This window comes from Streptomyces sp. NBC_01689, assembly GCF_036250675.1.
Classification (GTDB): domain Bacteria; phylum Actinomycetota; class Actinomycetes; order Streptomycetales; family Streptomycetaceae; genus Streptomyces.
In genome coordinates this window covers 4,998,148-5,011,689 of sequence record NZ_CP109592.1, presented here as the reverse complement: position 1 = coordinate 5,011,689, position 13,542 = coordinate 4,998,148, and the positions used below count along the sequence as shown (strand labels likewise).

Sequence of the window (13,542 nt, the reverse complement as noted above, 5' to 3'; positions counted from 1 at the left end):
CATGACGACGACACAGGGGGCGGCCGAGGGGACCGGCGCACGCCGGGCGCCCTTCCGGTCGTTGACGGTGCGCAACTTCCGGCTCTTCGCGGCCGGCCAGGTCGTCTCGGTCGCGGGCACCTGGATGATGGTCACCGCCCAGGACTGGCTGGTGCTCTCGCTGACCGGGGACTCCGGCGCGGCCCTGGGGGCGATGACGGCGCTCCAGTTCAGCCCGCTGCTGCTGTTCACGCTGTACGGGGGCCGGCTCGCCGACCGGTACGACAAGCGCCTGCTGCTGACCCTCGCCAACCTCGTCTCCGGCGCCCTCGCGCTGACGCTCGCCGTGCTCGTCCTGGCCGGCTCCGTGCAGCTGTGGCACCTGTACCTCTTCGCGCCGGCCCTCGGCACCGTCAACGCGGTCGAGGTGCCCACCCGGATGGCGTTCGTCGGAGAGATGGTCGGCCCGGGGCTGCTGCCCAACGCCTCCGCGCTGAGCGCCGCCTACTTCAACACCGCCCGGGTGGTGGGCCCCGCCCTCGCCGGCCTGCTCATCGGCGCGGTGGGCGCGGGACCCGCGATGCTGTGCAACGCGGCCAGCTATCTCGCCACCGTGACGGCGCTGCGCCTGATGCGCCCCGGGGAACTGCTCCGGGCACCCGTGCCGGAACACGGCGCGCGGGTGACCGACGGGCTGCGGTACGTGCGGGGGCGTCCCGATCTCTTCGTACCGCTGGCGCTGGTCGCGGTCGTCGGCCTGTTCGGCTTCACCTTCCAGCTCACCCTGCCGCTGCTCGCCCGGTCCGTCTTCCACTCGGGCGCGACCACCTTCGGGCTGCTGACCACGGCGTTCGCCGCCGGTTCGCTGCTCGCCGCGTTCGCCACCACCACCCGCCGCGAGCGCCCGGCGGCCCGTACCGTCACCGGTTCCGCGCTCGCCTTCGGCCTCCTGGAGACCGCGGCCGGCTGGTCGCCCACCTACGCGTGGGCGGCCGTCCTGCTCTTCCTGACCGGCTTCGCCACCCTCTACTTCGCCCAGGCCGCCAACCACCGCATCCAGTTGGGCAGCGACGCCGCCTACCGCGGCCGGGTGATGGCGCTCTACACGCTCATCCTGCAAGGACTCACCCCGCTCGGTGCTCTCCTCGTGGGCTGGCTCACCGTCCGGCACGGTGCGCGCTCCGGCCTCTACGTGGGAGGGATCGCCTCGTCCACGGCGGCGCTCACGGTGCTGCTCGCGGGGCGGACACGCCGTCTCCTGCACCGTCACCGGCCACGACCGGCACTCCGCCGGGCCCGGCCCCAACCACGAAAGGCAGCCCCATGAGCGAAGAGAACCCGTGCAGTTGGCTCGACCGGCTCCCCGATCCGGTCGCCCTGCGCGCCATGACGCCCGACGAGCGGGCCGGTGCCATCGGCCACTGCCTCCGGCTGGAACTGCACGACCTGCTCGCGGTCCCGCCGGGCCACCGGCTCTCACCGGCCTTGTCGCTGCGCGGCCAGGGCCTCGACCCGCTCGACGCCCTGCACCTGGGGCGCCGGATACGGCGCGCTCTCGACGCCGAGGTGCCCGCCGAGGTGCTGCGGGAGAGCACCGTCGGTGAGCTGACCGCGCTGCTCGCCCGTTGACCGATCCCTCGATCCGCCCGTCCCAGACCTCTCAAGACAGGGGAGATCCCCAGATGGAGCCCGCGATACCCATGGAACTCGACGGCCGACTGATGGAGCTGGCCGAACGCAAGGACACCGCCCGGGCCGGACAGGACCCGGCGGCCACCGAACGCCAGCACGCCAAGGGCAAACTGACCGCGCACGAGCGCATCGAGCTGCTGCTGGACAAGGGCAGCTTCCAGGAGGTCGAACCACTGCGCCGGCACCGGGCCACCGGCTTCGGCCTGGAAGCCAAGAAGCCCTACGGCGACGGTGTGATCACCGGCTGGGGCACGGTCGAGGGCCGTACGGTCTTCGTCTACGCCCACGACTTCCGCGTCTTCGGCGGAGCGCTCGGCGAGGCCCACGCCTGCAAGATCCACAAAATCATGGACATGGCCATCGCCGCCGGAGCGCCCCTGGTGTCGCTCAACGACGGCGCGGGCGCCCGGATCCAGGAGGGCGTCTCCGCGCTCGCCGGCTACGGCGGCATCTTCCAGCGCAACACCCGGGCGAGCGGGGTGATCCCGCAGATCAGTGTCATGCTGGGGCCGTGCGCGGGCGGTGCCGCGTACTCGCCCGCCCTGACCGACTTCGTCTTCGCCGTCCGCGACATCTCGCAGATGTTCATCACCGGGCCCGACGTGGTCCGCGCGGTCACCGGTGAGGAGATCAGCCAGAACGGGCTCGGGGGCGCCGACGTCCACGGCGCGGTCTCCGGAGTGGCCCACTTCGTGCACGACGACGAGGAGAGCTGCCTCGCCGAGGTGCGTTATCTGCTGTCGCTGCTGCCGTCCAACAACCGTGAGATGCCGCCCCGCCACGTCAGCGGCGACCCGGGGGACCGGTCCGGGGACGTGCTGCTCGACCTGGTGCCGCACGACGGGAACCGTTCGTACGACATGCGGGCGGTCGTCGAGGAGCTCGTCGACGACGGCGACTTCGTGGAGGTGCACGCGGGCTGGGCCCCGAACATCGTCTGCGCCCTGGCCCGCGTCGACGGCCACACCGTGGGGATCGTCGCCAACCAGCCGGCGGCCATGGCGGGCGTGCTGGACATCAAGGCGAGCGAGAAGGCGGCCCGGTTCGTCCAGTTCTGCGACTCGTTCAACGTCCCGCTGGTCACGCTGGTCGACGTGCCCGGGTTCCTGCCGGGTGTGGACCAGGAGCACGAGGGCATCATCCGGCGCGGCGCGAAGCTCCTCTACGCGTACTGCAACGCGACCGTGCCGCGGGTCTCCGTGGTGCTGCGCAAGGCGTACGGCGGCGCGTACATCGTGATGGACTCCCGGTCCATCGGCGCCGACATCGCGCTGGCCTGGCCGACGAACGAGATCGCGGTCATGGGCGCGGAGGGTGCCGCCAACGTGGTCTTCCGCCGGGAGATCGCGGCCGCGGACGACTCCGACGCGATGCGTAGAGAGAAAATCGACCAATACAAGAGGGAGTTGGTCCACCCTTACTACGCCGCCGAGCGTGGGCTGGTCGATGACGTCATCGATCCGCGCGAGACCCGGGCGGTCCTGGCCCGTTCGCTGTCGATGCTCGTCGCCAAGCACGCCGAACTGCCCCGCCGTAAGCACGGCAACCCGCCTCAGTGAGCGGCCCCGAAGAGTGAGTGAGGGAGGATCCATGACCGCACAGCAACCCGACACCGAACCCGTGGCCGGTCCGCTTTTCCGGATCGAGCGCGGTTCCCCCTCGCCGGAGGAACTGGCCGCCCTGACCGCCGTGCTCATGGCGGTGACCGCCGGCCCCGGCGTCGTACCGGACGATCTCGCCCGCAGGCACCAGGTCGTCGCCCTGTGGCGGCGGCCCGAGCGGGTCACCGGTTTCGACGGTCCGCGCACCTGGCGAGCGGCGGCCTGAGCGGATCGGACGGGGGTGGAGCAGCCCGAAGGGCCGGAGAGTTCCCAGGAACTCTCCGGCCCTTCGGCTGTGCGTACGGGGCCGGGGGATCCGCGGACCGGTGGTGACCGGACCCCGGAGACCCACGGCCCCGCGGGGGCGCGGTCTCAGTGTTCGAGGTCCCCGTGTCCGGCGGGGTCGCGGAGCATGGAACGCAGCCCCGGTTCCATCCGGACGAGACGGGTGACCGCGTCCGGGGCGTACAGATACGCGGTGGGCACCGCGCGGACGGCGACGGGCCGGTCCCCGGCGCCGGCCAGGGCCACCGCGGCGATATGGGTGGAACAGAGCGGCAGGTTGCCCACCACCCAGCCGGTCGGCCGCTCGGCGAGCCCGGCCTCGCCCAGGTAGTCGAGGTCGGCACCCCGCGTCAGCCCGGTGCCCAGCCCCTTCAGATAGGCCTCCTTGCGTGTCCACAGCCGGCCGAACGCCATGGTGCGCTCGTGTTCGGGCAGCTTCCCGAGCTCCTCCCGCTCCGACGGGTGCAGCGCGGGCAGGCACACCTCGACGGTCTCGGCCGAGGGCAGCCGCTGGACGTCGGCGCCCACCCGTGCCTCGGCCACCACCACGATCGCCAGACCGTGGCTGTGCGAGAGCGAGAACTGGGGGGCACCGCCGGGCAGCCCGAGCACCACCGGCCGGCCGTGACGTTCACCGTTGCCCTTGTGCCGCTCGCCGGCGAGGTGGAGGCGGCCCGGTTCGATACCGGTGTATCCGGCGAGGACCCGGCGCAGCCCCACATGTGCCGCGGCGTACATCTGCCGGTCGTCGGGCCGGCGGTAGGAGTCGGCCCTGCCCCGCTCATGGGCGTCGAGTTCGTCGTACGGGACGTCGCGCGGTGAGTCGGGCGGTGGCAGCAGCCATACGTCCAGCTCCCCCCGCGCCACGGCGAGCCGGCGCACCACCGCGGTCAACGGCGGCCTTCCGCGTGGGTTTTGGCGTGGGTGAGGGTGGCGCGGCTGTTGGTGGAGAGGGCGGTGTGGACGTAGGTGCGGGCGTCGTCGAGGGTGGCGTGGGGGCCGAGGACGGTGTGGATGGTGGTGGTGTCGAGGGTGACGGTGTGCTGGGAGGTGGCGGTGACGCCTTCGTCGGTTTCGGTGATGGTCCAGTGGCCGGTGTGGAGGGTCATGAGGGCGGGGAGGGTGGTCTGTTTGTAGGCGATGCGGTGGTGGGGGAAGGTCACGCGGTAGGACTTGGTGGTGTGGAGGGAGCCGTCCTTGGCGCGGGTGTCCATTTCGAGGGTCTGCAGGCCGGGGGTGTCTTCGTGGAGGCGGACGGTGGAGACGTGGGGCAGTCGTTCGGGCCACAGGTGGGCCTCGTTGAGGAAGGCGTAGACGTCCTTCGCCGAGCCGTCGACGAGCACGGTGTCCTCGAACGAGAACGTCAGCCCGGTCTCGGCGGCCTCGCGTTCGGCGAGTTCCCTGAGCGCGGCGAGTTCCGTGCGGGCGGTGCCGTCGACCTTTGCACCGATCCTGTCGAGCGTCCCGGGGGTGTCGTCCTCGGCCCGGAACTCGTGCAGGAGCCGCACCAGGGAGGCGTTCTCCCCGCGCGGCTCGACGAGCCAGGCGCCTCCGATCCCGGCGACGTGTGCCTCGGTGACCAGGTGCTGGAAGTTGACCCGCAGCGTGGCGGGTTCGACGATCCGGCGCAGGGGCCGACTGCGCAGCCCGCTCTCCCCGGACGTCCCGTCCTCCGTGGGCGGCGCGGTCTCCCAGATCCGCAGCCGTTCCTCGCCCTCGGGGGCCGCCTCGTGGGCGACGTGGACGACCGAGGGGAAGATCCGGGGCCAGTTCTCCACCTCGGCGATCAACCGGTGGACCGTGTCCGCCGGGACCGCGACGTTGATCTCGTGCGCGACGTGGCGCATGCCCGGGTGTTCCATGCTTGCTGTCTCCTCGTCCTGGTGTGGTGCGCGCGGACGGGGCGGGGCGGGCCGGAAGCGGTGCCGGACGGAGAAGCCGCTGCCGGGCGGGGGAATTCCCGGCAGCGGCCGGCCAGGGGGGTGGGAACGCGCCCAGGTGCCCGCGTCCGTGCGCGATCTTGGTGGATGTCCTTCCGCCGTTCGGCGGGGAAGGGCGTTGTTTCACGTGAAACCGACGGTCGGCTCCCGTCGTGCGGTGACGCGTACTGCCGTGACGCGCTGTTCTGACCCGGTGGCGGGCCGGTCGCCGTCCGTCCGGCCCGCCACCGGGTGGCTCACTCGCCGGCGGAACGGGTGTGCACGACCTGGTAGGTGTTCTCGTCCTGCCAGGTCTGCAGCGCGGCGACGCGGGCGTCGACCTTCTGCCGCTCCGGGGAGCGCTCCCCCTGCGGCACGGAACGGAAGGCGTCGTACGCCTCCTTGCTGTCCCACTGGGAGTAGACGACGACGAACTTGCCGTCGACACCGCGGGCCCGCAGGCCGCGCAGGACCGTGTGGGTGCGGTAGCCGGGGACGTCGACGAGCCACGTCTGGGACTCGCCCAGCGCGTCGATCAGGTCCTCCTGGTCGGCGGGCAGCACACCGAACAGCTCGATGGCCGTGTAGTCGTCGCGCTCCGGGGAGATCTCCGTGACCCCGCCCAGTTCCGGCTTCTGCTGGGTGAAGGCGATCTCGTTCTGGAGCAGTCGGATCGAGGTGGTGATCTCGCCGAAGAGCGGCAGGGTGCGGTGCTTGAACTCCTCGCCCGCGTAACGGCTCTCCAGGTCCTCGGTGCTGCGCCACTGGATGAAGTTGGCCGTGCCGGGCTTGTCCTGTCCGGCGTGCACCGTGCTGGACATCCAGCCCTCGTAGGCCGCCGTGTCGACGATCTGGCGCATCGCGGCGAGCAGCTTGACCTGCTTCTCGGCGGCGTCGGTCGAGAACAGGTTGAGAACGGTCAGGTGCTGACCATCGGCTGCGATCTTCGGCATTCTCTCGTCTCTTCCGTTCGAGGAAAGGTGAGTTGCGAATGGAGGTACGAATGCAGCATGGCAAGCGGATCCGCCCTCGTGAAAGGCACCGCGGTTCAGGAATGACGGCTCATTTGTCAATTGTTCGAGGGAGGTGTCAGAACTTTCCCCACTTCGTCAGAGCTGTGAAAAACGGCCTTGGTCGCCGATTGGCGCGGGCGCCATGCTCGGGTAATGCAGCCAGGCCCGGAAGAATCAGAGATATCCACTCTCCTGGACCGGTACCTCATCGGTCTCGACGACGACGAACTCGACGACGCGTGGGCGCGGGGGCTCTTCACGAAGGACGCCCTGGTCGAGTTCCCCATGAGCCGGCACGAGGGCCTCGAAGGACTCGCCGGCTACCACCGTGACGCGCTGACGGCCTTCGCCGCCACCCAGCACCTCGGCTCCCCCGCCTCCGTCGCTCTCGACGGGGACGGCGAGCGGGCCACCCTGCGCGCGAACCTCGTCTCGACGCATGTCCACCACCCCGGCGCGGCGGAGGAGCCCCTGTTCCAGGTCGGCACGCTCGCCACCGGTGTGGCCCGCCGCGCCGCCGAGGGCTGGCGGCTCTCCTCCCTGACCTTCCGCGTGCTGTGGAGCCGCGGGACCCCGCCCCGACCCCAGGAGCCCCGATGACGACTCTGGCGGCGGCCGGCGCCCAGGACATGAAGCTCGCGGTCATGCTCGTCGACATCGGGGTGGTGCTCGTGGCGGGTGCCGCGCTCGGGCGGCTGGCGCGGAAGCTGCGCCAGCCGGTGGTGGTCGGTGAGATCGTCGCGGGCATCCTGCTGGGCCCCAGCGTCCTCGGTCTGCTGCCGGGGAACCTGACCGAACGGCTCTTCCCCGCCGATGTGCGGCCGTTGCTGTCCGCGGTCTCCCAGGTCGGCCTGATCCTGTTCATGTTCGTGGTCGGCTGGGAGTTCGAGAAGCGGCTGATCCGCCCGCACGCCCGGCTCGCCGCGGGGGTCTCGCTGTCCTCGATCGCCATGGCGTTCGGCCTGGGGGTGGCGCTCGCCCCGTTCCTGTACGACGAGCACGCCACCGTGGCCGGGCACCACATCTCCTTCGTCGCGTTCGCCACCTTCATCGGCACCGCGATGTCGGTGACCGCCTTCCCGGTGCTGGCACGCATCCTCACCGAGAACAAGCTGCTGGACACCCGGGCCGGGTCCCTCTCGCTGGCCAGCGCGGCCATCGACGACCTGCTCGCCTGGTGCCTGCTGGCGTATGTCTCGGCCCTGGTCACCGCGGACGGCGACTACTCCGACCTCGCCGGCATCGGTCTGCGCAGCGCCGCCTACGTCGCCGGGATGCTGCTGGTCGTACGGCCGCTGGTGGCCCGTCTGGTCTGGCGCTGGGCCGCCACCGAGCGCTGGTCCGCCCTGCTGGCGGTGGTCTGCGCGGGTGCCCTGACCTCGGCCTGGCTGACCACCTGGATCGGCATCCACGCCATCTTCGGGGCCTTCCTCTTCGGGTTCGTGATGCCCCGTGAGCCCGCGATGGTCCTGGCGGAGCACCTGCGCAAGCCCATGGACCACGTGAGCGTCGTGCTGCTCCCGGTCTTCTTCATCGTCACCGGCCTCGGCGTGGACCTCGGCGCGCTCACCTCCGGCGACCTCGTCGCGCTCGTCGCGATCATCGTGGTGGCCTGTGCGGGCAAGCTGGCCGGCGCGATCCTGCCGGCGCGGCTGGCCGGGTTCTCCTGGCGGGAGGCGAAGGACCTGGGGCTGCTGATGAACACCCGGGGTCTGACCGAACTCATCATCCTCAACGCCGCGGTGAGCCTGGGCGTGCTCGACGGACGCATGTTCACCATGCTCGTGATCATGGCCCTCGTCACGACGGCGATGGCCGGACCGCTGCTGTCCCGGCGCCGTCCGGCGCCGGCCGGCACGTCCGACGCACCCGGCACGGCGCCCGCGGCGCAGGTGTCCGGGGCGTCCAGGGCGTCCGAGGGGCCGGCCGCGTACGGCCCGGACGCCGCCGTGGACGTCCTGCGCCCACGCGGCTGAGGCCCGCGCACCCGGACCCGGTCCGCGACGTGCCCCCCTGCCCCCCCGACTCGTCATCCGCAACCCGCAACCCGCAACCCGCAACCCGCAACCCGCAACCCGCAACCCGCAACCCGCAACCCGCAACCCGTATCCGAGAACGAGAGGGCTGTCGTGATACCTGCTTCGCAAGCCATCCCCGAGCAGCTCGGTCCGGTCGACGGCCGTGCGCTGCGCACCGTGTGCGGGCACTTCGCCACCGGTGTCACGGTCATCACCTCGGGCAGCGGCGAGAACGCCGCGGGCGCCACGGTGAACTCCTTCACCTCGGTCTCCCTGGAGCCGGCGCTGGTGCTCATCTGCCTCCACCACAACTCCCGGCTGCTGCCCGTGGTCCAGGAGTCCGGCGGCTTCGTCGTGAACTTCCTGACGCAGCGGCAGGAGCCGGTGGCCTGGGCGTTCGCCGGCCGCCGGACCGCCCGGATCGACGAGGTGCCGCACCACGGTTCGGTCCACGATCTGCCGGTCCTCAGCGAGGCGCTCGCCCACCTCGAGTGCCGGCTGGCCGCCGAGTACGACGGCGGCGACCACACCATCCTGCTCGGCGAGGTCGTCTCCCTCGGGACGCCCGCCGGGGAGGAGGACCCGCTGATCTTCTTCCAGGGCGCCATGCGGGAACTCGGCGACGACCGGGTCCTGCCGGGCCGGTGACCCGGTGACCGGCGTGGCCGGCGTGGCCGGCGCCGGGCCGGGCGGACCGGGATCAGTGGTGACGGGCCGAGGCCTGCTCCTCCGCCGTGTCGAACTCCTGGCGCGCCCGCTCGACCAGCGGCAGATGGACCGTCGACCAGTCCGTGAGCGAGGCGAACAACGGCGCCAGCGTCCGTCCCAGGTCGCTGATCTGGTACTCGACCCGGGGCGGCACCTCGGGGAAGTACGTACGGATCACCAGTCCGTCACGCTCCAGCTGACGCAGCCGCTGGGTCAGCACCTTCGGCGTGATGGTGCCGATGTTGCGCTGCAGTTCCACGAAGCGCTGGGTCCCGAAGGCGTTGAGCGTCCACAGGATCGGCGTGGTCCAGCGGCTGAACACGATGTCGAGGACCGGCTCGATCAGACAGGGCTGCCGCGAACCGGGCGCGGCCGCGTGGGCGGCCCCGGGACCGGCCGGGACCGGGGTGGCGTCCGCGCCGGCGCCGCTGTCGTTCCTGGCTGCCGTGGTCTTCATACCGATCATCACCTTCCAGGGGAAGTCACTTTCCTCTAGGTACCTACTTTACTCAGGATGCTAGCTTCCGAGAAGCCAGCGATATCCGCACCTCCCCGCACGTCCCCGTCCGAGAATCCTCTTGCTCCCAGGGAGTGACATGTCCATCCAAGAGTCCACCCACAGCCCCGCGGTGGCGGGCGACTCCGGGCCGGTCCGCCGCCCCGGACTCATCCTGGCCTTCCTCTGCCTGGCCGGCTTCATGACCTTCCTCGACGTCTCGATCGTGAACGTCGCCCTGCCGACCATCGAGGACGAGCTCAACATCTCCACGACCGCCCTGCAGTACGTGGTCACCACCTACGGCATGCTCCTCGGCGGCTTCCTGCTGCTGACCGGCCGGCTCGCCGACACCCTCGGCCGCCGCCGCATGCTCCAGACCGGCCTGCTCCTGTTCGCCGGCGCCTCCCTGCTCGCCGGAGTCGCCCAGAACGCCGCGATGCTGATCGGCGCCCGCGGCGCGCAGGGTCTGGGAGCCGCGTTCATCGCCACCGCCGCGCTGAGCCTGCTCACCAACAACTTCGAGGAGGGCCCGGCCCGCAACAAGGCCCTCGGTGCCTGGGGCGCGCTGAGCGGTCTCGCCGCCGTCGCCGGTGTCACGCTCGGCGGTCTGCTCACCGACGGACCCGGCTGGCGCTGGATCTTCTTCATCAACGTGCCGATCGGCATCATCGGCGCCCTGGTCGCCCCGATGGTCGTCGGCGAGAGCCGCTCCGCCGAGCGCAGCAGGTCCTTCGACGTCGCCGGCGCCGTCACCCTCACCGGCGGTCTGGTCGCGCTCATCTTCACCCTCGGCCAGACCGTCTCCGACTCCGACGTCCCGACCGGCCGGGTCATCGGCGGCTTCGTCCTCTCCGCGCTCCTGCTCGTCTCCTTCGTCCTGATCGAGCGCCGCGCCCAGGAGCCGCTGATGCCGCTCGGCGTCTTCCGCCGGCCCTCGCTGCGCGCCGCCAACGTCATCGCGGTCCTGCTGCTCGGCACCTGCGTGACCCTGTTCTTCTTCGCCAGCCTCTTCATGCAGCAGGTCCTGGACTACTCCGCCGTGAAGACCGGGTTCGCGTACGTGCCGCTCGCGGTGCTCACCGCCGTCGGTGCCGGCATCGCCTCCCAGGTCGTCACCAAGGTCGCCGCCAAGCCCGTCCTGATGGTCGGTCTCGCGCTCTCGGCGACCGGCATGATGCTCCTGTGGCGCGCGCCGTCCGACGCCTCGTACCTGACGGACGTCCTGCCCGCCTTCGTCCTCATGGGTCTCGGGCTCGGCATGTCCTTCGTCCCGCTGCAGGTCTCGGCGTTCGCCGGGATCGAGGAGCGCGAGTCGGGGCTGGCCGCCGGTCTCATCAACACCGCCCAGGAAGTCGGCGGCGCGCTCGGCCTGGCCGTCGCGGCGACCTACGCCTTCCGTCGCGTCGACGAGCTGACCGCCAAGGCCCACGGAGTCCCGGCCCTGGTCCAGGACGCCCGTACGACCGTCTTCCACGACGCGTTCCTCGTCGGTGCCTGCTTCGCCGCGGCCGCCTTCCTGGTGACCCTGGTGCTGCTGCCGCTGACCAAGTCCTCCGAGCAGTCCGCGGCCGTGCCCGCGCACGCCTGACGGCAGAACGGACCCGGCCATGTCCAAGCAACTGCCCCTCTCCGCCACGGCGGAGGAGTTCCTCGCCGAGAACGCCCTGTGCACCCTGACCACCCTGCGCCCGGACGGCACCCCGCACGTGGCGCCCGTACGGTTCACCTGGGACGGTGAGGCGGGCCTGGCCCGGGTGATGACCACCGTGCACCGGCGCAAGTCCCGCAACCTGCTGGCCGGGGCCGGCGGCGGCCGGGCCGCCGTGTGCCAGCTGGTGGGGCCCCGCTGGATCACCCTGGAGGGCCCGGCGACCGTCTCCACCGACCCCTCCCGGGTGGTGGAGGGGATGCGGCGCTACGCCAAGCGGTACTGGTCCCAGCCGCCGCAGCCACCGGGCCTGGCGGTCATCGAGATCGCGGTGGACCGGGTGATGGGCCTCTACTGAACCGCTCCGGCACCGGCCACGCGCGAGCGTGCCGGACGCGGGAGAGGGGCCTGGGCCTGGCCCGGGAGGGTGCCGGGCCCGGGAGGGTGCCGGGCGCGAGAGGGTGCCGGAAGACACTTCCGGCACCCTCTCGCGCGTTTCCCGTGTCCCGCGCACCCGGTACCACCGAGCGTCTGCCGGGCCTCTGACGAACTTGTCAGAACTTGTCAGAGTTCTGTACCGGCGGCCATTCAGCTTCCCGGGAGCCCTCGGAATACTGGAGAAAACGCCAGCGGGAGAGGGAATATGGACGCTTTCAATGCCGATGTGATCGTTGCCGGTGCGGGACCCTCAGGACTCATGCTCGCCGGGGAACTCCGACTCTCGGGTCTCTCCGTCATCGTGCTCGACCGGCTGGAACAGCCGATGCAGCAGTCCCGCGCCCTCGGATTCTCCGCCCGTACGATCGAGGAATTCGGCCAGCGCGGACTGCTCGGCGAATTCGGCCCGCTGGAGACCATACCCGGCGGCCATTTCGGCGGACTTCCCATCGACTACCGCATCGTCGAGGGCGGCAATTTCGGTGTCCGCGGGGTGCCGCAGTCCCGTACCGAGGCCATCGTCGACAAGTGGGCCGTGGGCCTGGGAGCCGACGTCCGCCGGGGCCACGAGGTCATCGGCATGACGCAGGACGAGGACGGCGTCCAGGTCGAGGTCGCCGGGCCCGAGGGCGTCGAGACCCTGCGCGCCGCCTACCTCGTCGGCTGCGACGGAGCCCGCAGCACCGTCCGCCGCCTGGCCGGGATCGACTTCCCCGGGGTCAGCGCCACCATCGAGATGAAGATGGCCGACGTCGCCGGTGTCCAGCTGCGGCTGCGCCCCACCGGTGAGGTCGGCGAGGCGGGCATGGTCGTCGTCCTGCCGCTCGGCCCGGGCGCCACCCGCGTGGTGGTCTTCGAGCGCGGCGCGGGCGTCCGTCCCACCCAGGAGCCGCCCACCTTCGAGGAGGTGGCCGCCGCCTTCCAGCGGGTCACCGGCGAGGACATCAGCGGTGCCCGGCCGCTGTGGACCAGCTACTTCACCGACGCCAGCCGGCACGCCGCCGAGTACCGCAGGGGCCGGGTCTTCCTGGCCGGCGACGCCGCCCACATCCACCTGCCGATCGGCGCCCAGGGCATCAGCGCGGGCGTCGGCGACGTGGTCAACCTGGGCTGGAAGCTCGCCGCGGCCGTCAAGGGCCACGCCCCCGAGGGACTGCTCGACACGTACCACTCGGAGCGCCACCCGGTCGGTGCCCGCATCGTCCACAACACCCTGGTCCAGCGCACCCTCTACCTCGGCGGCCCCGAGGCCCAGCCGCTGCGCGACCTGTTCGCCGAACTGGTCCGGATCGAGGACGTACGGCGTCATCTCGTCGGCCTGGTCACCGGGCTCGACATCACCTACGGAGCCGTCGAGGGCGGTCACCCGCTGCTCGGCCGCCGCCTGCCCGACCAGGACCTGCTGGCCGGCGAGGACAGGACCACCACCTACGAGCAGCTGCACGCGGGCCGTCCGGTCCTGTTCGACCTGCACGACAGCGCCGCGCTGCGCGAGGCCGCGGCCGGCTGGGCCGACCGTGTCGACGTCGTCACCGCGACGCGGCCCGACGCCGGAGCCCCGGCCGCCGACCTCCTCGTACGCCCCGACGGCTATGTCGCCTGGGTCGGTGCCGACGGGTCCACCGAGGGACTGACCGACGCGCTCGCGCGGTGGTTCGGCGAGCCCCGCGACGCCGCCTGAGACCCGGCGGGCCCCCGGCCGGTCGCCCCCGGACCCCCGTAGGACGCGCGCCACCCATCCG

General features: G+C 71.6%; 14 protein-coding genes. 10 read left to right on the top strand and 4 right to left on the bottom strand.

Annotated elements, in window-relative coordinates; translation table 11 throughout:
• The first annotated feature begins 1 nt into the window (after nt 1).
• The 4 genes from OG776_RS21260 to OG776_RS21245 are packed head-to-tail and all read left to right on the top strand — an operon-like array spanning nt 2 to nt 3,498.
• Nucleotides 2-1,306, top strand: a complete 1,305-nt coding sequence (locus OG776_RS21260) for an MFS transporter (RefSeq protein ID WP_329322200.1) — start codon at nt 2-4, stop codon at nt 1,304-1,306.
• A complete protein-coding gene (locus OG776_RS21255) occupies nt 1,303-1,608 on the top strand; it encodes an acyl carrier protein (protein ID WP_148014262.1) in 306 nt (101 codons plus the stop codon). Before OG776_RS21260 ends, OG776_RS21255 begins: the two co-directional genes overlap by 4 nt.
• 53 nt (nt 1,609-1,661) lie before the next feature.
• Nucleotides 1,662-3,230, top strand: coding sequence for an acyl-CoA carboxylase subunit beta (locus OG776_RS21250; RefSeq protein ID WP_148014263.1), 1,569 nt, complete (start codon nt 1,662-1,664; stop codon nt 3,228-3,230).
• Nucleotides 3,231-3,261: 31 nt separating this feature from the next.
• Nucleotides 3,262-3,498, top strand: coding sequence for an acyl-CoA carboxylase subunit epsilon (locus OG776_RS21245; protein WP_148014264.1), 237 nt, complete (start codon nt 3,262-3,264; stop codon nt 3,496-3,498).
• 146 nt (nt 3,499-3,644) lie between these two features.
• On the opposite strand, the gene OG776_RS21240 is transcribed toward OG776_RS21245, so the two are convergent.
• The 3 genes from OG776_RS21240 to OG776_RS21230 form a co-directional block, all read right to left on the bottom strand.
• A complete protein-coding gene (locus OG776_RS21240; RefSeq protein ID WP_261995033.1) occupies nt 3,645-4,442 on the bottom strand; it encodes a 4'-phosphopantetheinyl transferase family protein in 798 nt (265 codons plus the stop codon).
• Nucleotides 4,443-4,447: 5 nt separating this feature from the next.
• A complete protein-coding gene (locus OG776_RS21235) occupies nt 4,448-5,419 on the bottom strand; it encodes an aromatase/cyclase (RefSeq protein ID WP_148014266.1) in 972 nt (323 codons plus the stop codon).
• A gap of 314 nt (nt 5,420-5,733) precedes the next feature.
• Complete coding sequence (locus OG776_RS21230; protein WP_148014267.1) at nt 5,734-6,429, bottom strand: antibiotic biosynthesis monooxygenase family protein; 696 nt, start codon at nt 6,427-6,429, stop codon at nt 5,734-5,736.
• A gap of 213 nt (nt 6,430-6,642) precedes the next feature.
• On the opposite strand from OG776_RS21230, the gene OG776_RS21225 reads away from it, so the two are divergent.
• The 3 genes from OG776_RS21225 (at nt 6,643) to OG776_RS21215 (ending at nt 9,155) form a co-directional block, all read left to right on the top strand.
• A complete protein-coding gene (locus OG776_RS21225) occupies nt 6,643-7,089 on the top strand; it encodes a nuclear transport factor 2 family protein (RefSeq protein ID WP_148014268.1) in 447 nt (148 codons plus the stop codon).
• Complete coding sequence (locus tag OG776_RS21220) at nt 7,086-8,465, top strand: cation:proton antiporter (RefSeq protein ID WP_148014269.1); 1,380 nt, start codon at nt 7,086-7,088, stop codon at nt 8,463-8,465. The genes OG776_RS21225 and OG776_RS21220 overlap by 4 nt, the downstream gene beginning before the upstream one ends.
• 153 nt (nt 8,466-8,618) lie before the next feature.
• Nucleotides 8,619-9,155: a flavin reductase family protein gene (locus OG776_RS21215; RefSeq protein ID WP_261995030.1), complete on the top strand. Its 537-nt coding sequence runs from the start codon at nt 8,619-8,621 to the stop codon at nt 9,153-9,155.
• A 52-nt stretch (nt 9,156-9,207) separates the two neighbouring features.
• Here the strand turns inward: OG776_RS21215 and OG776_RS21210 are convergent, their stop codons facing one another.
• Entirely contained in the window at nt 9,208-9,672 is a 465-nt protein-coding gene (locus OG776_RS21210; protein ID WP_148014270.1) for a winged helix-turn-helix transcriptional regulator, read from the bottom strand.
• Between the two features lie 139 nt (nt 9,673-9,811).
• Here OG776_RS21210 and OG776_RS21205 point away from each other — a divergent pair, with 139 nt between their 5' ends.
• From OG776_RS21205 to OG776_RS21195, 3 genes are all read left to right on the top strand, one after another.
• Nucleotides 9,812-11,302 (top strand): MFS transporter, encoded by a 1,491-nt coding sequence (locus OG776_RS21205; RefSeq protein WP_148014271.1) that lies wholly within the window; start codon nt 9,812-9,814, stop codon nt 11,300-11,302.
• A 19-nt stretch (nt 11,303-11,321) separates the two neighbouring features.
• On the top strand, nt 11,322-11,720 hold the full coding sequence (locus OG776_RS21200; protein WP_148014272.1) for a pyridoxamine 5'-phosphate oxidase family protein: 399 nt from the start codon (nt 11,322-11,324) through the stop codon (nt 11,718-11,720).
• Between the two features lie 285 nt (nt 11,721-12,005).
• Nucleotides 12,006-13,481, top strand: coding sequence for an FAD-dependent monooxygenase (locus tag OG776_RS21195; RefSeq protein WP_148014273.1), 1,476 nt, complete (start codon nt 12,006-12,008; stop codon nt 13,479-13,481).
• The last annotated feature ends 61 nt before the right edge of the window (nt 13,482-13,542 follow it).

Bases quoted from the DNA above. Each gene is read 5' to 3' on its own strand.
- OG776_RS21260 (WP_329322200.1), top strand. From the start codon at position 2: ATGACGACGACACAGGGGGCGGCCGAGGGGACCGGCGCACGCCGGGCG.
- OG776_RS21255 (WP_148014262.1), top strand. From the start codon at position 1,303: ATGAGCGAAGAGAACCCGTGCAGTTGGCTCGACCGGCTCCCCGATCCG.
- OG776_RS21250 (WP_148014263.1), top strand. From the start codon at position 1,662: ATGGAGCCCGCGATACCCATGGAACTCGACGGCCGACTGATGGAGCTG.
- OG776_RS21245 (WP_148014264.1), top strand. From the start codon at position 3,262: ATGACCGCACAGCAACCCGACACCGAACCCGTGGCCGGTCCGCTTTTC.
- OG776_RS21235 (WP_148014266.1), bottom strand. From the start codon at position 5,419: ATGGAACACCCGGGCATGCGCCACGTCGCGCACGAGATCAACGTCGCG.
- OG776_RS21230 (WP_148014267.1), bottom strand. From the start codon at position 6,429: ATGCCGAAGATCGCAGCCGATGGTCAGCACCTGACCGTTCTCAACCTG.
- OG776_RS21225 (WP_148014268.1), top strand. From the start codon at position 6,643: ATGCAGCCAGGCCCGGAAGAATCAGAGATATCCACTCTCCTGGACCGG.
- OG776_RS21220 (WP_148014269.1), top strand. From the start codon at position 7,086: ATGACGACTCTGGCGGCGGCCGGCGCCCAGGACATGAAGCTCGCGGTC.
- OG776_RS21210 (WP_148014270.1), bottom strand. From the start codon at position 9,672: ATGAAGACCACGGCAGCCAGGAACGACAGCGGCGCCGGCGCGGACGCC.
- OG776_RS21205 (WP_148014271.1), top strand. From the start codon at position 9,812: ATGTCCATCCAAGAGTCCACCCACAGCCCCGCGGTGGCGGGCGACTCC.
- OG776_RS21200 (WP_148014272.1), top strand. From the start codon at position 11,322: ATGTCCAAGCAACTGCCCCTCTCCGCCACGGCGGAGGAGTTCCTCGCC.
- OG776_RS21195 (WP_148014273.1), top strand. From the start codon at position 12,006: ATGGACGCTTTCAATGCCGATGTGATCGTTGCCGGTGCGGGACCCTCA.